This window comes from Azospirillum sp. Marseille-Q6669, assembly GCF_965111635.1.
This window is the reverse complement of sequence record NZ_CBCOOP010000005.1, coordinates 544,692-564,080: the sequence shown is the minus strand read 5'-3', so window position 1 is coordinate 564,080 and position 19,389 is coordinate 544,692. Positions and strand designations below refer to the sequence as shown.

The 19,389-nt window shown below is 65.3% G+C and carries 16 protein-coding genes, 1 tRNA gene and 1 pseudogene; 11 read left to right on the top strand and 7 right to left on the bottom strand.

Annotation, left to right across the window (positions count from 1 at the left end; genetic code table 11):
- Window positions 1-10 precede the first annotated feature (10 nt).
- The 3 genes from ACWPXE_RS27960 to ACWPXE_RS27950 form a co-directional block, all read right to left on the bottom strand.
- Window positions 11-778, bottom strand: a complete 768-nt coding sequence (locus ACWPXE_RS27960) for a sulfite exporter TauE/SafE family protein (protein WP_149164084.1) — start codon at window positions 776-778, stop codon at window positions 11-13.
- 104 nt (window positions 779-882) lie between these two features.
- Complete coding sequence (locus ACWPXE_RS27955) at window positions 883-1,488, bottom strand: general stress protein (RefSeq protein ID WP_145681247.1); 606 nt, start codon at window positions 1,486-1,488, stop codon at window positions 883-885.
- Between the two features lie 83 nt (window positions 1,489-1,571).
- On the bottom strand, window positions 1,572-1,718 hold the full coding sequence (locus ACWPXE_RS27950; protein ID WP_014239193.1) for a hypothetical protein: 147 nt from the start codon (window positions 1,716-1,718) through the stop codon (window positions 1,572-1,574).
- Window positions 1,719-1,822: 104 nt separating this feature from the next.
- On the opposite strand from ACWPXE_RS27950, the gene ACWPXE_RS27945 reads away from it, so the two are divergent.
- Both ACWPXE_RS27945 and ACWPXE_RS27940 read left to right on the top strand, forming a co-directional pair.
- Window positions 1,823-2,386: an ankyrin repeat domain-containing protein gene (locus ACWPXE_RS27945; protein WP_454020435.1), complete on the top strand. Its 564-nt coding sequence runs from the start codon at window positions 1,823-1,825 to the stop codon at window positions 2,384-2,386.
- Window positions 2,387-2,393: 7 nt separating this feature from the next.
- Window positions 2,394-3,401, top strand: coding sequence for a cobalamin biosynthesis protein CobD/CbiB (locus tag ACWPXE_RS27940; RefSeq protein ID WP_454020434.1), 1,008 nt, complete (start codon window positions 2,394-2,396; stop codon window positions 3,399-3,401).
- Window positions 3,402-3,649: 248 nt separating this feature from the next.
- On the opposite strand, the gene ACWPXE_RS27935 is transcribed toward ACWPXE_RS27940, so the two are convergent.
- From ACWPXE_RS27935 to secA, 3 genes are all read right to left on the bottom strand, one after another.
- Window positions 3,650-5,203 (bottom strand): DEAD/DEAH box helicase, encoded by a 1,554-nt coding sequence (locus tag ACWPXE_RS27935; RefSeq protein ID WP_454020433.1) that lies wholly within the window; start codon window positions 5,201-5,203, stop codon window positions 3,650-3,652.
- Between the two features lie 253 nt (window positions 5,204-5,456).
- On the bottom strand, window positions 5,457-5,903 hold the full coding sequence (gene mscL / locus ACWPXE_RS27930; RefSeq protein ID WP_454020432.1) for a large conductance mechanosensitive channel protein MscL: 447 nt from the start codon (window positions 5,901-5,903) through the stop codon (window positions 5,457-5,459).
- A 135-nt stretch (window positions 5,904-6,038) separates the two neighbouring features.
- The gene (gene secA / locus ACWPXE_RS27925; RefSeq protein ID WP_454020431.1) at window positions 6,039-8,789 is read right to left on the bottom strand and encodes a preprotein translocase subunit SecA; all 2,751 of its coding nucleotides are present in this window, start codon (window positions 8,787-8,789) and stop codon (window positions 6,039-6,041) included.
- Window positions 8,790-9,207: 418 nt separating this feature from the next.
- On the opposite strand from secA, the gene ACWPXE_RS27920 reads away from it, so the two are divergent.
- From ACWPXE_RS27920 to ACWPXE_RS27880, 9 genes and pseudogenes are all read left to right on the top strand, one after another.
- The gene (locus ACWPXE_RS27920) at window positions 9,208-10,164 is read left to right on the top strand and encodes a peptidylprolyl isomerase (RefSeq protein ID WP_454020430.1); all 957 of its coding nucleotides are present in this window, start codon (window positions 9,208-9,210) and stop codon (window positions 10,162-10,164) included.
- 176 nt (window positions 10,165-10,340) lie between these two features.
- Window positions 10,341-11,558 (top strand): bifunctional glutamate N-acetyltransferase/amino-acid acetyltransferase ArgJ, encoded by a 1,218-nt coding sequence (argJ, locus tag ACWPXE_RS27915; protein ID WP_454020429.1) that lies wholly within the window; start codon window positions 10,341-10,343, stop codon window positions 11,556-11,558.
- 16 nt (window positions 11,559-11,574) lie between these two features.
- Window positions 11,575-12,093: a GNAT family N-acetyltransferase gene (locus ACWPXE_RS27910; RefSeq protein ID WP_454020428.1), complete on the top strand. Its 519-nt coding sequence runs from the start codon at window positions 11,575-11,577 to the stop codon at window positions 12,091-12,093.
- A complete protein-coding gene (locus tag ACWPXE_RS27905; RefSeq protein ID WP_149164075.1) occupies window positions 12,093-12,536 on the top strand; it encodes a (deoxy)nucleoside triphosphate pyrophosphohydrolase in 444 nt (147 codons plus the stop codon). Before ACWPXE_RS27910 ends, ACWPXE_RS27905 begins: the two co-directional genes overlap by 1 nt.
- 440 nt (window positions 12,537-12,976) lie before the next feature.
- Window positions 12,977-14,905, top strand: coding sequence for a DNA helicase RecQ (gene recQ, locus ACWPXE_RS27900; RefSeq protein ID WP_454020427.1), 1,929 nt, complete (start codon window positions 12,977-12,979; stop codon window positions 14,903-14,905).
- An 81-nt stretch (window positions 14,906-14,986) separates the two neighbouring features.
- Window positions 14,987-15,061 (top strand) — tRNA-Thr (locus tag ACWPXE_RS27895).
- A 283-nt stretch (window positions 15,062-15,344) separates the two neighbouring features.
- A pseudogene (locus tag ACWPXE_RS27890) lies at window positions 15,345-15,583 on the top strand (transposase); the annotation flags it as partial.
- A 477-nt stretch (window positions 15,584-16,060) separates the two neighbouring features.
- Window positions 16,061-17,233 (top strand): HD domain-containing protein, encoded by a 1,173-nt coding sequence (locus ACWPXE_RS27885; RefSeq protein WP_454020426.1) that lies wholly within the window; start codon window positions 16,061-16,063, stop codon window positions 17,231-17,233.
- Window positions 17,208-18,155 carry a DUF294 nucleotidyltransferase-like domain-containing protein gene (locus tag ACWPXE_RS27880; protein WP_454020425.1) on the top strand — a complete coding sequence of 316 codons (948 nt, stop codon included), beginning with the start codon at window positions 17,208-17,210 and terminating at the stop codon, window positions 18,153-18,155. Before ACWPXE_RS27885 ends, ACWPXE_RS27880 begins: the two co-directional genes overlap by 26 nt.
- A 398-nt stretch (window positions 18,156-18,553) precedes the next feature.
- Here the strand turns inward: ACWPXE_RS27880 and ACWPXE_RS27875 are convergent, their stop codons facing one another.
- Entirely contained in the window at window positions 18,554-19,285 is a 732-nt protein-coding gene (locus ACWPXE_RS27875) for a recombinase family protein (RefSeq protein ID WP_454020424.1), read from the bottom strand.
- Between the last annotated feature and the right edge of the window lie 104 nt (window positions 19,286-19,389).

Below are 19,389 nucleotides of genomic sequence, written 5' to 3'. Positions count from 1 at the left end.
GGAAAGGCGGTCACCCGATCATCCGGATCGCCATCCAGCCCAGCACCCCGGCGTTCACCACCATGATGACCGGCGCCGCCCGCGCCACCGCGGAGCGCCACGTGCGCCCCGCGAGATGGCCGGCGAGGCCGACCGCCAGCAGGCTCGGCAGCGTGCCCAGCGCGAAGGCCGCCATGCCCAGCGCCCCGGTCAGCGCGCTGCCGCTGGCCGCGGCCACCGCCACCGCGCCATAAAGAAGGCCGCAGGGAATGAAGCCGAGCGCCAGCCCCAGCGCGTAGCCGCGCCAGCCCGTGGGGTTGCCGAACAGCGGGCGGGCCAGCCGGGACACCCGGTCGCCCCACCAGCGCTGCACCGCGCCGTCGAGCTTGGGCACCCAGGCGGTCAGCCCCTTCACCGCATAGCCGAGGAAGAACAGCGCCGCGAAGGCCAGAAGCGCCACCGACAGCCATTTCAGCCCCGGCAGCGCCCCGACATGGCCGGCGACCGCCGCCGCCGCCGCGCCGATCAGCGTGTAGGTGGTGCCGCGCCCCAGATGGTAGGGCAGCACCGCCGCCCCGGCCAGCCGGTGAAATTCGCTCATCCGCGAGGCCGGGACCTGCTCCAGCCGCGCGGTGACCTGGGCCAGCACGAAGGGACCGCACATGCCCGCACAATGGGTCGATCCCCCGACCAGCCCGGCGGTCAACAGCGCGACCAGCAGCCCGCCGTCGCGGTCGATGACGACGGCGCACTGGTTGAGGCCGGCTTCGAGAAGCGTCAGGGCCGAATGGGCATCCAAGGCGGACCTCCGGTTGGAAGACCGCCCGTGTATAGGGGAAGCCCGCAGCGAAGGCCATGACCTGAGTCAACGGGCTCCAGCCCGCGCCGGCTCAGCCTTCGAGGTCAGGTCTCGGAGCCGGACTGCGCCACCTCATGCACCTCCACCGGCTGGGCGGCGTGGCGGTTCATGATCTCCAGCGCCTGCTGCTCGCGCCCGGCGTCGGCCAGATTGACCCACAGCAGGATGCCGCCCTTGTCGAGATGCTGGAGCATCGGCTCGTTGCGCTTGTCGGTCAGCCAGTTCGACATGACCGAGCCCATGGCGCCGCCGCCCACGCCCGCCGCCGCAGCGGCCGCCGCCGCCGCCAGGGCCGTGCCGCCGGTCGCCAGGACGGCGCCGGTCGCCAGGATCGCCCCGACATAGGCCGGGAACCCCACCGCCACGCCCTTCACGCTGCCGACATCCTCCGGCGAGACGTAGGACTGGCGCGGCGCGTCGGGGTCGTGGGCGATGTCTTCCGCCCGCTGCGGCACATGGCCGAGATGGTCGCGGATGGTCTGGTCGTTGGCGAGCACGCTCAGCTCATGGCGCTGGAACCCGGCCAGGGTCAGTTCGTCGACGGCCTTCTGCAGGGCGTCGCGGCTTGCGAAGATGCCCACGGCCTCGCGCACGGCGCCGCGCAGATGGCCGGCGGAGCGGTTCGCGTTCGCATCACTTTCGAAGGTCATGGCGGTCTTCCCCTGTTGCGCTTCCCGGTTGAGCTTCAACCATGGGCGCGGAGCGGAGGTTCCCGCCGGGACACCAAGCGGCGTCAGGGCTTTGCCGCGGCGGCGGGCGGAGTCACCACGCCCCGCGGCTCCGGCATGGTGCCGAGGAACCACCACAGGCCCAGCGCGATCAGCGCGGCCTTCACCGCCAGGAACAGGGCGATGTGGCGGGCGAGCGGGTTGCGGACCATGGGCGGCTCCATTGCAGCGGGTCGCCGTCGCCAAACCGGGCCAAACTGGATAGTATCCCCGGCCGAAAGACGGATCACACACGGATCGCACAAAAGGACGCGCCATGAAACGGTTGCTGATGCTCAGCCTGCTGGCCCTCGGCCTGACCGCGCCTGTCGCCGCGCCGGCCCTGGCCCAGATCAACCTCCTGGAAGGCCCCTCCATGGTCAAGGCGGTGACGTCCAACGACGCCAGCGCGCTGCGGCTGCTGCTGCTGAAGGGGGAGAACCCGAATCAGGTCGACGCCGGCGGGCGGCCCGTCCTGCTGCTGGCGATCGGCAACGGCCATCCCGAGCTGGTGCGGCTTCTGCTGGACGGCGGGGCCAACCCCAACCGCGCCGACAAGTCCGGCAACACCCCGCTGCACTACGCGGTGGAGGCCGACGCGCCGGAGGCGGTGGACCTTCTGCTGACCAAGGGCGCCAAGGTCGACCAGGACAACCGCCAGGGCGTCACCCCGCTGATGACCGCGGCGCGCTTCGGCCGCGTCGATCTCGTGGAGCGGCTGCTGAAGGCCGGGGCGCAGGCCGACCGCACCGATTTCACGGGCCGCACGACGCTGAGCTGGGCGCAGGACAGCCGCAACGCCCGCGTGGCCAACCTGCTGCGCCAGGCCGGAGCGCGCTGAGGCCGCGATGGGCGACGCCCTGCTCACCTCCGTCCTCGGCGCCGCCCCCCTGAACGGTCCGGGGCCGCTGTTCCTGCTGCTGCTGGCCCTGGCCATCGACGCCGCCGCGGGCGACTGGATCGGGCGCGTCCTGCCCGACCCGGCGGCTCTGGCGCAGCGCGTCTGCGCCTGGGCCGACCGGCGGCTGAACCGGGTGGAGCGCGGCAAGACCGCCCGCCTGCTGCGCGGCACGCTGGTCGTGCTGGCCCTCGTGCTGGTCGCCGTCGCCGTCGGCCTGATCGTCGAGCGGATCGGCGCGCAGAGCCGCGGCTGGCTGCTGGAACTGGCGGTGATCCTCGCCACCCTGCGCGGGCGGAGCGCCTGGGCGCGGGTGCGGGCGGTGCGCCGCGCCCTGGACACGGGCGGGGTCGCTCCGGCGCGGGACGCCGTCGCCCCCCTCACCCGCCGCCACGCCTTCAGCCTGGACGAGCACGGCGTCGCCCGCGCCGCCATCGAGGCCGCCGCCAAGGGCTTCGCCCGCAAACTGGTGGCCCCGGTCTTCGGCTACGCCCTGCTGGGCGTGCCCGGCCTGCTGGTCTGGGCGGTGGTGGACGGCGCCGACACCGCGCTGGGCCATGCCGGCGTGCGGCACGAACGTTTCGGCCAGACCGCGGCGCGGCTGGACGACGCGCTGAACGCCATCCCGGCACGGCTGGCGGCGGTTCTCCTGGCGCTGGCCGCGCCCTTTGCCGGAGCGAAGGCCGGCGGCGCCTTCCGCACGATGATGCGGGACGGCGGCAAGGCGGCTTCCCTCAACATGGGCTGGCCGACCGCCGCCATGGCCGGCGCGCTGGGTCTGGCGCTGGGCGGACCGCACCGCGACGGCGGCGTGGTCATCACCGAACCGTGGATCGGCGAGGGCCGCGCCCGCGCCACCGCCGCCGACATCGGGCGGGCGCTGGCGGTCTACGCCGTAGGCGGGTTGATCCTGGCGTTGCTGGTGGCGCTGCTGCTGTGGGGGATCGCGGGGCTGTAAAGCGCGGGTGCGGGGGACAGGACTTCACACGGATTGCACGGATTTTTATTTATCCACTCACCGCTATCCCTGGCGACCTCGCACGATAGAAACAGGTTCCAATATTTATTATTAAAAGAAGTCCGTGAAATCCGTGCGTCGATCCGTGAAATCCGTGAAAAACCTTGCCCGCCACACTCCGACTTGACCAAGAAAAAAGGCGCGATCCCGAGGGACCGCGCCTTTTTCATGTCAGCGGCGAACCGCTGTTACCACTTGGACGCCCGGTGCGCCGGCTTGCCGCCCTGGGAGTCGCGGCGGGCGTGACCGCCGTGCTCGTTGCGGGCATGGTCGCTGCGGCCATGCTCGTTGCGGTTCATCGGACGGCCCTGCGGACGGCCACCCGGGGCGCCGTTCGGCTTGCCGCCCTCGGCACCGCCGTTGGCGTTGCGCACCCACGGCTTCTTGTTGTAGCCGCCGCCGTTGCCGCCGCCCGGACGGCCACCCGGACGACCCGCCGGACGGCCGCCGCCGCCGGTCTGGAACGGACGCTGCGGCTCCAGGCCCGGAACGACGTGGATGTCGAGACGGGTGCCGGTGTAGCGCTCGATCCGGAACAGGGCGTCACGGTCGGCGCGGGCGGCGAAGGAGACCGCCACGCCCGAGGCGCCCGCACGGCCCGTGCGGCCGATGCGGTGGACATAGTCCTCCGCCGAACGCGGCAGGTCGAAGTTGATGACGTGCGTGATGTCGCGCACGTCGATGCCGCGCGCCGCCACGTCGGTCGCCACCAGCAGGCGGACCTGGCCGGTGCGCAGGCGCTGGAGCGTGCGGTTGCGCTTGAACTGGTCCATGTCACCGTGCAGGGCGGCGGCGGCATGGCCGGCGTCGCTCAGCTCCTCGGCCAGCGCATCGGCGTCGCGCTTGGTGGCGGCGAAGATGATCGCCTTGCCGACTTCGGGCAGGTCCGCGAAGTGCTTCAGCAGGCGGCGCTTGTGGTCCATGTCGTCGGCATGGTGCAGGCGCTGCTCGACGTTCACCGCGGTGGTGGCGCTTTCCACGGCGACGCGCACCGGGTTGCGCAGCAGGTTGCCGGCGAGCTGGGCCATGCGGCGGTCCAGCGTGGCGGTGAACAGCAGCGTCTGGCGGTTGTCCGGGCAGCACTTGGCGATGGTCTCCACATCGTCCAGGAAGCCCATGTCCAGCATGCGGTCCGCCTCGTCCAGGATCAGCACCTCGACGGCGCTGAGGTCGATGCGGTTGCGCGACACATGGTCGAGCAGACGGCCCGGCGTAGCCACCATCACATCCACCGCGCGCGACAGCAGGCGCAGCTGGTCGCGGTAGGGCATGCCGCCGACCACGTCCACGATGTTGTACTTCATGAACTTGGCGTACTTGCGGGCGGCGTCGGTGACCTGCTTGGCCAGCTCGCGGGTCGGGGCCAGCACCAGCACGCGCGGGGCGGCGACGCCGAGGCGCGGCAGCTCGACGGTGCGGGTCAGCGCCGGCAGCATGAAGGCGGCGGTCTTGCCGGTCCCCGTCTCGGCGGTCGCCAGGATGTCGCGGCCTTCCAGGGCCGGCGGGATCGCCTCGGCCTGGACCGGGGTCGGGGTGTTGTATTCGAACGCCTCAAGCGCCTTCACGACCAGCGGGTGGACGCCCAGCCCGGCGAAAGCGTTGGGGGTAACGGTTTCAGTGGTGTCGGTCACGGTTTCGTCGGCGACGGCAACCTCGGTGACGGCAGTCTCGGCGACAGAAGTCTCGGCGACGGCGGTCTCAACAACGAGGGCGTCGGCGGCGGTGATTTCGATGGACGACAAGTAGGGTAACCTTTCCTCAGGACCAAGACGGCGCACGGCCGCCGCACCAGGATGGTGAGCGGTGGAACGCCGGCGTTTTCGCCGGGAGGAGGTCGGAAGAGGGAGAGGCGTCTGTCCGAAGCAACGGGCGACCGGGTCCCAAGGAAGGCCGTCCCGCAATATCAAAGCGCGTCTCGCTCAAGAGACGCGCGAGCCTCCAGCGATCAAGACGCCTTACATAATGGGTTGCGCTGCACAATCCAAGAAGATTCTTTCACGCCCCCGGTCGAGTCGTGTCCCCGCGAGCGGGTGCCTGCCGTGCGCGCAGCGCATCCCGGATCTCCTCCAGCAGAACCTCCTGGCGGGGCGGCGCCTTCGGCTTGGAATCCTGGAGGAAATGCAGACGGTTGACCTGCCGCACGATGAGGAACAGCGCCCCCGCCACGATGAAGAAGTTGATCAGGGCGTTGATGAAGCGGCCGTAGTTGATGGTCGCCGCCCCCGCCGCCTCTGCCGCGGCGAGGCTCTCGTAATGGCCGCCGGACAGGTTCAGGAAATAGTTGGAGAAGTCGATGCCGCCCATGACCCAGCCGATGGGCGGCATCAGCATGTCCCTGACCAGCGAGTTGACGATGCCGGTGAAGGCCGCGCCGATGATGATGCCGACGGCCAGTTCCACGACGTTGCCGCGGCTGATGAAGGTCTTGAATTCCTGCAACATGGCTGCGCTCCCGCTTGTTGATCGGAAGAACGCCACAGCCCAGCCGAAGTTTCCAGGACCACAAAAGGAAAGGGGCCGGACCCTGCGGCCCAGCCCCTTCCGGAACGTCCCTGGCGGCGTTCGTCGCGACGACGTTCAGCCGACCTTGCCGTGGCAATGCTTGTACTTCTGGCCCGAGCCGCAGGGGCACGGCGCGTTGCGCGGCGTGTTCGCCCAGGCGTTGGGGTCGGCCCCCGGCACCACCGAAGCGGCGGCCTCGCGACGGACCATGCCGGCGGGCAACGGCGCGTCGGCCGGCGGATAGCCCTGAGCAGCGCCCGCTCCGGCCTCGGCCATCGCCAGCGCCGGATCGTCGCGGCCCTCGTGCATCTCCTGCGGCGGACGGGCATACAGCTCCTCCGGCTGCGGGGCGATGCGGATCTCGACATGCATCAGCACGGCGGTCACCTGCTCGCGCAGGGTCGACAGCATGGTCTCGAACAGCTCGAAGGCTTCGCGCTTGTACTCGTTCAGCGGGTCCTTCTGGGCGTAGGCGCGCAAGGAAATGCCCTGGCGGAGATGGTCGAGCTGGAGCAGGTGGTCCTTCCATTCCTGGTCGAGGATCTGCAGCAGCAGGCTCTTCTCCACATGGCGCATCGTTTCGGCGCCGTAATTCTCCACCTTCTCCGCGTATTTGCGGTCGGCAGCCTCGCGGACGCGCTCCTCGATCTCCGGCTCGGCGATGCCCTCTTCCTTGGCCCAGTCGGCGACCGGCAGGTCCATGCCCAGGAGGCGGTTCACCTCCTCGTGCAGGCCGGCGATGTCCCAGGCCTCGGAGTAGGAGTTCGGCGGGATCGCCTTGTTGACCATGTTGGAGACGACCTGATGGCGCATCTCCAGGACGGTCTCGGCGATGTCCTCGGTGTCCATGATCTCGCGACGCTGCTCATAGACGACCTTGCGCTGGTCGTTCATGACGTTGTCGAACTTGAGCAGGTTCTTGCGGACCTCGAAATGGTGGGCCTCGACCTTGGTCTGGGCCTTTTCCAGCGCCTTGTTGATCCAGGGGTGGATGATCGCCTCCCCCTCCTTCAGGCCCAGGCGCTGGAGCATGCCGTCCATGCGCTCCGACCCGAAGATGCGCATCAGGTCGTCGTCCAGCGACAGGAAGAACTTGGAGGCACCCGGATCGCCCTGGCGGCCCGAGCGGCCGCGCAGCTGGTTGTCGATGCGGCGGCTCTCGTGCCGCTCCGTGCCGACGACGTAGAGGCCGCCGGCCTGTTTGACCAGCTCGCGCGCTTCGGCCACCTCGGCCTCGATCTGCTTGACCTTGGCGTCGCGCTCCGGTCCGTCCGGCAGGTTGGCCAGCTCCATCTGGATGCGCATCTCGACGTTGCCGCCGAGCTGGATGTCGGTGCCGCGGCCGGCCATGTTGGTGGCGACCGTGACGGCGCCGGGACGGCCCGCCTGCGCGACGATGTAGGCTTCCTGCTCGTGGTGGCGGGCGTTCAGCACGTTGTGCGGGATGCCGCGCTTCTTCAGCAGCTCGGCGATCAGCTCAGACTTCTCGATGGAGGTGGTGCCGACCAGCACCGGCTGCTGGCGCTTGCGGGCGTCCTCGATCAGGTCGATGATCGCGTCGTACTTCTCCGACGCCTTGCGGTAGACCTCGTCGTCCATGTCCTTGCGCTGGACCGGCACGTTGGTCGGCATGTCCACGACCTCAAGGCCGTAGATCTCCGCGAACTCCGCCGCCTCGGTCATCGCCGTGCCGGTCATGCCGGCCAGCTTCGGGTAGATGCGGAAGTAGTTCTGGAAGGTGATGGAGGCGAGAGTCTGGTTCTCGCGCTGGATCGTCACCTTCTCCTTGGCCTCCAGCGCCTGGTGCAGGCCTTCCGAATAACGGCGGCCCTCCATCATGCGGCCGGTGAACTCATCGATGATGATGACCTTGTCGTCCTTGACGATGTAGTCCTTGTCGCGCTGGAACAGCGTGTAGGCGCGCAGCGCCTGCTGGGAATGGTGGACCAGCGCCACGTTCTGGATGTCGTACAGCCCGCCCGCCTTCAGCAGCCCGGCCTCGGCCAGAAGCTGTTCCATATGCTCCTGCCCGGCCTCGGACAGGCTGACCGTGCGGTTCTTCTCGTCCAACTCATAGTCGTCCCGCGTCAGCTGCGGGATCAGGCGGTCGACCTGCACGTACATCTCCGACGAATCGGTGGACGGGCCGGAGATAATCAGCGGGGTGCGCGCCTCGTCGATCAGGATCGAGTCGACCTCGTCCACGATGGCGAAGTTGAAGGGCCGCTGGACCATGTCCTCCAGCCGGAACTTCATGTTGTCGCGCAGATAGTCGAAGCCGAACTCGTTGTTCGTGCCGTAGGTGATGTCGGCGGCGTAGGCGGCGCGGCGCTCCTCGTCGTCCAGCCCGTGCACGATGCAGCCGGTGGTCAGGCCGAGGAAGCCGTAGATGCGGCCCATCCAGGCGCTGTCGCGCGAGGCCAGATAGTCGTTCACGGTGACGACGTGGACGCCCTTGCCTTCCAGCGCGTTCAGATAGACGGCCAGCGTGGCGACCAGCGTCTTGCCTTCGCCGGTGCGCATCTCGGTGATCTTGCCCTGGTGCAGGACCATGCCGCCCATCAGCTGCACGTCGTAGTGCCGCTGCCCCAGCACGCGCTTGCCCGCCTCGCGCACGGTGGCGAAGGCGTCGGGCAGGATGGCGTCGAGCGTCTCGCCCTGCGACAGCCGGCCGCGCAGCCAATCGGTGCGGGCGCGCAGCGCGTCGTCGGAGAGCGCCGCCAACTCGGGCTCCAGCGCGTTGATCTGCTGGACGGATTTTTGCAGCGCCTTGACGGTGCGCGTGTTGGCGGTGCCGAAAATCTTGCGGGCGAGAGCACCGAACATGAAAACCTCGGGGGTGGAACGTCGTGAAGCCGGCTTTTTGACCGGTCTCACATAGGCCCGAAGCAAGTTTCTGTCAACGAGACCCGCCCCTTTGCCCGGCCCTTTGCGGCGCGCATCGCGGGGGTGTCAGCCCCGCATCGGCTGTGGAGCGGCGAGTGATGCGCCCTGGAAGCACCACCGTTCCGCCGCCATATCGCCTTGAACACGGTCGAAGCAAGGGGCCGAAGCAAGGCGTCATGGCCGCTCATCACGACCGCTTGCCCCGCGCCGCGAACCCATGCTTAATCCCCCGCGGATTCGGGCGCGGGGCCGGATCGTCCGCACAGCCGCCACCAAATCAACGGCCGCCGCCAATCATAAGACGTTCTGTCATGCCATTGACCGTGACAAGACACATCCGCCGGAAGGAAAAGACTCCATGGTGAATCGAGTGTTCCGCGCCGCCCTGCTGTCGATGGCCGCCTGCGGCCTCGCGCTGGCCGCACACGCCCAGACTCCGGCGCCGACTCCGGCTCCCGCCGCCACGCCCGCCCCCGCCGCGCAGGCCGCTCCCGCCCCGGCGGATGCCGATCCGGTGGTGGCGCGCGTCAACGGCGAGGCGGTCCACCGCTCCGACGTCCAGCGCATGGTCGCCCAGCTTCCGCCGCAGGTGCAGCAGATGCCGCTGGAGATGATCTACCCGGCGGTGATCGAGCAGCTCGTCAATTCCAAGCTGGTGGCCGAGGCCGGCTACAAGGCCAACCTCGCCGGCACGCCGGAGGTCAAGGACGAGATCAAGCGCGCCGAGGAGCGCGCGGTGCAGCGCGCCTACATCCAGAAGGAAGTGCAGTCGCGCATCACCCCGGCCAAGCTGGACGAGGCCTACCAGGCCTTCCTGAAGCAGAACCCAGCCCAGGAAGAGGTCAAGGCCAGCCACATCCTCGTCGAGAAGGAGGATGAGGCGAAGGCGATCATCGCCCAGCTCAAGAAGGGCGGCGATTTCGCCAAGCTCGCCAAGGAGAAGTCGAAGGACCCGGTGGCCGCCGAGCAGGGCGGCGATCTCGGCTACTTCACCAAGGACACGATGGTCGAGCCCTTCGCCGACGCCGCCTTCGCCATGAAGAAGGGCGAGGTGAGCAAGGAGCCGGTGAAGACGCAGTTCGGCTGGCACATCATCAAGGTCGAGGACAAGCGCACCCAGCCGCAGCCGTCCCTGGACGAGGTCAAGCCGCAGCTCGAGCAGCAGCTCAGCAAGGACATCGTGACCAACGTCGTCGAGGACCTGCGCAAGGTCGCCAAGGTCGAGACCTTCCAACTCGACGGCTCGCCGATGCCGAAGGAAGAGCCGGCCCCGGCCGCTCCGGCCCCGAAGGCCGAAGAGCCGAAGAAGAACTAAGGTCCGGCAGCGCTTGCCCCCACCCCGACCCTCCCCGCTGACGCAGGGGGGGAGATTGTCCCCTCCCCGCCCAGCGGGGAGGGTTAGGGTGGGGGCAAGCGCCCGCACATCAATACCCCCTCACCCCCGCTCCACCAGCCCCACGAGCCCGTCCCCATGGCCACGACCGTCTCCCCTTGGCACCCGCCGGCTTCCCGACGCTCCCGCCCGTGGCGGGCGTGCGCATCGCCACCGCCAACAGCGGCATCCGATACAAGGGCCGCGACGACCTGATGCTGGCCGTGCTCGACGAGGGCACGACGGTGGCCGGCGTGCTGACCAAGTCGCTGACCTGCTCCGCCCCGGTGATCTGGTGCCGCGACAGCCTGCCTCGCGGCTCGGCTCGCGCGGTCGTGGTCAACGCCGGCAACGCCAACGCCTTCACCGGCAAGGCCGGCGACGCCACCGTCCAGGCGACCGTCGAGGCCGCCGCCAAGATCGCCGGCTGCGCCACCGACGAGGTCTACGTCGCCTCCACCGGCGTGATCGGCATCCCGCTGGCCGCCGACGCCATCGCCAAGGTCCTGCCGGGCATGGTCCCGGCGCTGAAGGACGACTCGGCGGCGCTGGAGGCCGGGGCGCGGGCCATCATGACCACCGACACCTTCGCCAAGGGCTCGACCCGTCAGGTCGCCATCGGCGGGACGACGGTGACGATCAGCGGCTTCGCCAAGGGCTCCGGCATGATCGCCCCGGACATGGCGACCATGCTGGGCTTTCTCTTCACCGACGCGGCCATCGCCGCCCCGGCGCTGCAGTCCATGCTGTCGGAGTTCACCGAGCGCAGCTTCAACGCCATCACGGTGGACGGCGACACCTCGACCAGCGACACCCTGCTGCTGTTCGCCACCGGCAAGGCCGGCAACGCCCCGGTCACCGACGCCCAGGCGCCGGAGCTGGCCGACTTCCGCAAGGCGTTGGAGGAGGTGATGCTCGACCTCGCGCTGCAGATCGTGCGCGACGGCGAGGGGGCGACCAAGTTCGTCTCGATCACGCTGGTCGGCGCCGAGAACGACGTGGCCGCCAAGCGCATCGCCCTGACCGTCGCCAACTCCCCGCTGGTCAAGACCGCGCTGGCCGGCGAGGACGCCAACTGGGGCCGCATCGTCGCCGCCATCGGGCGGGCCGGCGAGCGGGCCGACCGCGACCTCATCAAGATCACCATCGGCGGCACGCTGATCTGCGCCGAGGGCATGGAGGTTCCCGGCTACGACGAGGCGCCGGTCGCCGCCCACATGAAGGGCCAGGAGATCGACGTGCACATCGACCTGGGCATCGGCACCGGAACGTCCCGCGTCTGGACCTGCGACCTGACCCACGGCTACATCGACATCAACGGCTCCTACCGGAGCTGAGGCCGGCCTTGACGTCATGACCGGCGCACTCCTGCCCGAGCGCCTCGACACGGCGCGGCTGACGCTCCGCCCCTTCCGCATGGAGGATGTGGAGCGTTTCGTTCCTCTGATCGGGGAGTGGGAGGTGGCGCGCTGGCTCGCCCGCGTGCCCCATCCCTACGGCCTGGAGGACGGGCGCGTCTGGGTCGCCCTGGCCGCCCGCAACCGGGCGGAGCGCGCGTCGCTCGACCTGCTGGCGGTCCGTAAGGACGATGACCAGCCGGTGGGCGGCATCGGCGTGATCCTGGCGGACGGCGAGATCGGCTATTGGCTGGGCCGGCCGCACCAGGGGGTCGGCTATGGCGCGGAGATGCTGCGGGCCGTCGTTCCCGCCGCCTTCGCGCTGGGCCTGCCCCGCCTGTGGGCGCGGATCGCGCCGGACAACCACCGCTCCCGCCGCGTGCTGGAGACGGTCGGCTTCACGCCGCTCGACGCTGCCGACCATTATGAATTGACCGCCGGACGCTGGCGGTTCCTCACCCAGGAGACCGCGTGATGCCGGCCTGCTTCGACCCCTCCTCCACACCGGCCCCCGGTTCCCTGCCGACCCTGCTGGTCGTCGCGGTCGCCCTGGTGGACGCCGACGGCCGCGTCCTGCTGGCCCAGCGCCCGCCCGGCAAGTCGCTGGCCGGGCTGTGGGAGTTTCCCGGCGGCAAGGTCGACGCGGGCGAGACGCCGGAGGCCGCGCTGGTCCGTGAGCTGAAGGAAGAGCTTGGCATCGACACGGCGGCGAGCTGCCTCGCTCCCTTCACCTTCGCCTCGCACAGCTACGAAACGTTCCACCTGCTGATGCCGCTGTTCGTCTGCCGCGTCTGGGAGGGCGACGTGATGGCGCGGGAGGGTCAGAAGCTCGCCTGGGTCTACCCGAACCGCATGGGCGACTACCCCATGCCCCCCGCCGACGTGCCGCTGGTGGCGATGCTGCGCGACCTGTTGTAGCCGGTTGGGGATTTGCAACGCCGGGGAATTGCGCTACCTTATCGGGAGTGGCCGGCAGGTGCTCCTAACACCCACCGGCACGCTCCTAGTGCTTAGCGCACGGTGAAGCGGATTTCGATCCGCCATCGCCGCCACTGGAGCACCAGGAAAAAGGGCATTTTTGGCATGCCTCTTTCTCCTTTCGAAACGGCGGGTGGCCTGTTCCACCCGCCGTTTTCACCTTACACACGATCGGATGCATTTGCGCCACAGTTTTTCCCGCATCGCGCGATGCGCCACCCTTGTCCCCACAGCCCTTCCGGATTGCGTCTTCACGAATCGGGTGATCTGTGCCACATCATAGCCGTCGCGTTCGGGATCGCACCCCGACCACCAGATTCTGACCCGAACACCAGATTCTAAATCGTCCAGAGACGGACCCGCATCTGAACCGCATCGGCGTGGACTCGCTCTTCAATCTCAAGGCCCATCCGGCGGAGCCGGCCCAGGACCCTGACGGCAACCCCGCCCTGGAGGTGCTGGCGTCGGTCTTCGGCTATTCCGCCTTCCGCGGGCAGCAGGCCGACATCATCGCCCACGTCATCCGTGGCGGCGACGCGCTCGTCCTCATGCCCACGGGCGGCGGCAAGTCGCTGTGCTATCAAGTGCCGGCGCTGGTGCGCGACGGTGTGACGGTGGTGGTTTCGCCGCTGATCGCGCTGATGCGGGACCAGGTGACGGCGCTGCGCGAGTTGGGCGTGCGGGCGGCCTTCCTCAACTCCTCCCTCGACGCCGCCGAGGCGCGCGAGGTGGAGCGGGCCATGGTCCGTGGCGAGATCGACCTCGTCTATGTGGCGCCGGAACGTCTGGTCACCCCGCGCTTCCTCGACCTGCTGGACCGCACCAAGCTCGCCCTCTTCGCACTGGATGAGGCGCATTGCGTCAGCCAGTGGGGTCATGATTTCCGGCCCGAGTATCTCCAGCTCTCCATCCTGCACGAGCGGCACCCGACCGTGCCGCGCGTCGCGCTGACCGCCACGGCGGACGCGCAGACCCGCGCGGAGATCAAGGACAAGCTGGGGCTGACCGAGGCCCGCGTCTTCCTGTCCAGCTTCGACCGGCCCAACATCACCTACCGCGTCGTCCCGAAGAAGAGCGAACGCCAGCAGATGCTGGCCTTCCTGCGGGAGAACCATCCCGAGGACGCCGGCATCATCTATTGCATGTCGCGGGCGAAGGTGGAGGACACCGCCAACTGGCTGAACCAGCAGGGGCGGGAGGCGCTTCCCTACCACGCCGGCCTGCCGCCGGAGGTGCGCGAGGCGAACCAGGACCTGTTCATCAAGGGCGAAGGCATCGTCATGGTGGCGACGGTGGCCTTCGGCATGGGCATCGACAAGCCGAACGTGCGCTTCGTCTGCCACCTCGACCCGCCCAAGAGCCTGGAAGCCTATTATCAGGAGACCGGCCGCGCCGGACGCGACGGCCTGCCCGCCGACGCCTGGATGAGCTACGGCATGGCCGACGTGGTGGGCCTGCGCCAGATGCTGGAGCAGTCGGAGGCCGGCGATTCCCACCGCCGCGTCGAGCGCTCCAAGCTGGAGGCGCTGCTCGGCTTCTGCGAGACCTCGGCCTGCCGCCGCAAGGTGCTGCTGAACTATTTCGGCGAGACGCTGGAGGCGCCCTGCGGCAATTGCGACACCTGCCTGGAGCCGGTGGAGACCTGGGACGGCACCGTCGCCGCGCAGAAGGCCCTGTCGGCGGTCTATCGCACCGGCCAGCGCTACGGCGCCGGGCACCTGATCGACGTGCTGCTGGGCAACGCGACGGAGAAGGTGGCGCAGCAGGCCCACGACGCGCTGAAGACCTTCGGCTGCGGCAAGGAGCTGTCGAAGGCGGAATGGCAGTCGGTCTACCGCCAGCTCGTCGCCGCCGGCTATCTGACGGTCGATCTGGAGGGCTATGGCGGCTTCCGCCTGACCGACGCCGGAATCCCGGTCATCAAGGGCCAGCAGACGGTGAAGCTGCGCAAGGACCCGGTGGTGGAGAAGCGCCGCGGCGTCCACGACGCGCTGCGCCGCCACGTCTCCCGCGGCGGCTCCGCCCCTTCCGGCGGCCTGTCCGGCGAGGGCGTGTCGCGGGCGGGTGCGCGCGGCGCCCTGTCGCCCGCCGACGACGCGCTGTGGCACGCGCTGAAGGACTGCCGCACCGAGCTGGCCCGCGCGCAGGGGGTGCCGCCCTACGTGATCTTCCACGACAGCACGCTGCTGGAGATGGTCGCGACGCGCCCGATGGACCGCGCCGCCTTCGCCCGCCTGCCCGGTGTCGGCGCCCGGAAGCTGGAGCGTTATGCCGACCCCTTTTTGGACGTCATCCGCCAGAAAGGATAATTTTATCCATCTCCCAAAAAAGCGCTTGCGCCGGTCCGCCCCCCCGGTTAATTTCCGCGCCCACGACGCACCGACGTCGGCGCCGCAGTAGCTCAGGGGTAGAGCAACTGATTCGTAATCAGTAGGTCCGGGGTTCAAATCCCTGCTGCGGCACCAGTTTTTGTCAATCGACACAAGGGCTTAGCGCTAATGGCGCTAAGCCCTTCGTCGTTCTAGGTACCATCAAGGTAACAGACCATGCGATTGGCGGCTGAGTCTTAGGCGCGGGCATGATTGGGCGTAGAAGGGGGCTCCTGCGCATATGCACGTGCCATCGACCAACCGCAACAGCCATGTGCAGTTGCTAATGTGACAACATCAGCTGCTCCCTGGGGAATGTCCCACGATGTAATGTCTGAGAGGTGAGGCCGGCCCACCTAGATGTCCTTCCCCCACCTCCCCCAACGATCAGCACACCAAATTACTCGGCACCAACCCGCTAAACGCCTGAACGGCAAAATCAAGCGGCGCACCAATGTTGTCGGTACCTTCACTGGGGAGCCATGCGCCTCATTGGTGCCGTGCTAGCTGGAGCAGCCTGATGAGTGGGCAGTGTGCCGGCGTGACACGACTATGGAAAGCCTGACCGAGCTGTGCCAACCTCAGGCGACTTACCCGCAGGTTATCGCAGCGGAATAGAGTGACAGCTTCAGCTCGCCGAAGAGCGCATAGGTTCCCTCAGACACCACGCCGCTGGGCACGATCTCGCCAAGGTCTCGGCAGGCTTGCCGTGCAGCGAAGATACGGGTCGATTGAAGCTGTTGCCATGCCCCTACAGCAAGGCGTCGAAAAGTGTGACATGCTAGATTATGGGGTCCGCGGTAAAAAAAGTGAATACGTGGCCATTATGTATGAGAATCAAAGGCATAGCCACGCAGCAGGAGGCTGGTCCGCCCTTGGTCAAGCGAGCAACCTTAATGGGGACCTATCGGCGTCCAGTGCATCCTCAGCGCTCAGGGCCCGACTGACCTCCATCACGCGAAGGCACTGGGGACCGTCCGCCCCCAGAGATTAGAGCTGACGGCTGATAGATGGATCACTCATCGAACCCTATATTGCTACGCGTGCATGATCCCTAACCATATGTTAACCGTCTCCTGAGTTTCGGAACGTACAATGAAAGTTTTGAACACGCCCAAAACGCTCCAAGCTGTCAACGAGGAATGTGTGAGCAACATGTCATTGTTCGATACTATGCCAAAGTTTAAGTTTTATCCAAACGCAATAGAGATAAATCGTACTTTCAGTACGAACGTATATCACGAAATAATTATGTCGCCTTCATTTCAGAGGTTGAGTCGTATTCGCTTTTTGGGAGCCATCGATTTTCTCATACATCCAAATGGAGCGCCAACTCATCGGCGACACACCCGCTATCATCATACTCTTGGAGTAGCAGAACTCGCCATTTATTGTTGCCGATGGCTTAACGTGAGCGATGTAGAAGAAAAGCACACCGTCATTGCCGCGCTTTTACATGACATTGGGCATGCTCCGCTTTCGCATAGTCTTGAGCCGGTCTTCAAGAAAAGTTTCGGCATCGGCCACCACGAAGCGGGTCGCCGTATTCTGATGGGAAAAGCTCCAATTGGCGCCGACATTCACCACATTCTAAGAAGTAACGGAATTGACATTGAACGAGTTTTGTCCCTCATAGAAGGAAAAAGCAATGAAAAGACAGCGCATCTTTTTTCAGGACCAATAAACATTGATACTGTCGAAGCTATCTCTAGATCTTACTCATATGCATCATCCAATTCCATAGGCCCTGCGCCGTTCTATATTATCAAGTCCGCAGTACTGAGGGCTGATAATGGAGATCAACGTGTTCTTGACGATTTTTGGCGCCTCAAAGGCAAGGTTTACCAGCACATTATAAACGGAAAGGCTGGCATACTAGCAGATGCTATATCTCAACATTACATGAAGAAAAACTTGGTCAAGTTTGGCGTCGAAAGCTACTATATGAATGAAACTGAGCTCCGGAAGTTCTGTCCTGATATTTTCAGAGCGCTTGAGCTTTCGCAAAGACCAGCCCTCTTAAGGCGTCAATTACTGAATGAAGTAGATGAGGAAATTGGCTTAATTGAGGTTCAAGATCGAAAATTCTATGTTGATGACACTGTGCATAGCTTTAGCCCTGATGCAGATCGCCTGCGCTACCGCCAGACGAAAAAACTAAGGACTTTACATATATCCGAACTTATGCCATCCGTCACTGCCGCGGATGGCGAGTGGATCCAAACAAGCTTCGAGATGGATGATGAGCTTAGCACTCAGGAACATTGAAGAATGCCGCTTATACTCCGAAAAGCGCTTAGAGCAGCTTCGGAGTGACATTGCCCCGCTCCTCGATGGAGCCAACTTCATAATAGGGACCAATGGCTCTTATGCGCGGCGAGAGGCTTCAGGCCAGTCCGACCTAGACTTTTTTATAGTTTGCGAAAAAGAGGCGGATGTTAAGGCCGTTGAGGACCGCATGGCGCTTGTTAAGCCGCAGATTCGCAAAGTGGTAGGAAAGGAGGCATCTAAAGATGGGGCTTTTGGTCGGGTAGAGTCGCTGGATGTTATGTTAAAGAATATCGGCGGAAATGATGATGACAACAAAAAATTTACACGAAGGATGCTTTATCTTCTAGAGGGAGAGTGGCTATACAATGAAGAAATGTTTAAGCATGTGCGGAAAAGGCTCATTCACACTTATATACGCGATGGGATCAACGACCATCAATTGGCTCTCTTTCTTCTAAATGACATCATCAGGTATTACAGAACGATTTGTGTCGATTTTGAGTTTAAAACCCATGAAAGTACCAAAGAATGGGGAACAAGGAATATCAAGTTGGTATTCTCCAGAAAACTTTTGTATTTTAGTGGAGTGCTGGCAATAGCAGAAACATACAGAAAAACTGCAGAGGACAAACGCGATACTCTAGAAGCCTTGTTTGAAATGCCTGTCATTGAGCGCGTTAGGCATATCTGTGGGGATCGTGCCGAACAAGCTCTCGCTCTATATGATGACTTCTTGGGTGATTTCTCTAAAGCAGAGGTCCGTGAGGAATGCGATAAAGTTACCGAGGGGCAGCGAAATAATTCCCAGCTATACAGAAGACTTAAGAACAAAGGGCACGAGTTCTCCGGAAGGCTGATGAATGTACTTAAGAATAACTATGATGACGGGCACCCTATATTCCGATCTCTTGCCTTGTAGGCAAGTGAACTAGGATTCGGTTGCTTGTTTATGATCGGCCCTTTTGATGTGGAAGGGCTGATTTGGGTAATCGTACTACTCGCGCTTTGGTAGCGTGCGGGGAAATAGGAGTGCCGACTAAAACCCATTTTGGCCCGATTTAGATCAACGGCTTGGCTCCACGGAGCAGGGTTTTTATCCGCACTCTTATTGCGCCGTCCACCCTCTGCTCCTGAATGCGGCGCCACCAGTGGTCCATGGTCCGCGAAGACACCCTGGCGTATTGGCGCCGTTCAGGAGTGTGCCGTCGCTCAGTAGCACGACGCGTGCGCGGCATTGTTTTGTGGCATTTTGCCGTCTCGGACGAGGTTCTCCAGCCAACGGCAGTCGTGGGGAATAAGCTTCAGGTCAATGGCCTACTACGAGATTTCCATGCCTCCGCAGGGTGCGGTGATCTCTCGCAGACCACTAGTTGATCCAACAGCATCAAGCCGGTGCAACAGGTTTCTGACCTGCGACGGACCCCAGCAGCCACCTCGCGGCGCGGGCACATGACGGTAGCCTAGCTCGCGACCGATTTCGCGAAGGCTTTTTGGTCCCGATGACATAATCTCTGACACGACGTCGAGGAGATCCTGAGCCCGTTGGTCCGCGAGTTTCCGCATCCGTTGGGAGCCACGTGTTGGAGGAAGGCCGCGCAGGTTGACTCCTCTATTGGGACCGCCCAGCATTACACCCCGTTCTTTCGCGGCGCGCAGAGCGGCTTTGGTCCGTTCGCTGATGGCCTCCCGTTCGTACTCGGCCATGGCCGACAGAATATGGACGGTCAGCTTGTTGGCGTACGGCATGTCCGCGGCGATGAACTCCACGCCGCTTTCCATCAAGTTGGCGATGAAGGCGACGCTTCGTGCAAGACGATCCAGTTTCGCGATCAGCAACGTCGCGCCGGTGAGCTTGCAGAGATGGAGAGCGCGCTGAAGCTGGGGACGATCCGACCGCCGTCCCGACTCGACCTCGAAAAACGTCTCGATGATGCAATCCCCTTCGCGGGAGGCGTGAAGAGCAAGGGCCGCGTGTTGGGCTTCAAGGCCGAGTCCGGAAGCTCCCTGGCGCTGGGTAGACACACGCAGATAACCGACGTACCGAGCCATGCCGACCTCCTGGGTTGCGCTGGAGGGTAAGCGGATGTTCGTGATCTGTACACATGCGCGGAACCCCCGTTCCGGGAATATGTACAGTCCGGGACCAGCCGCTA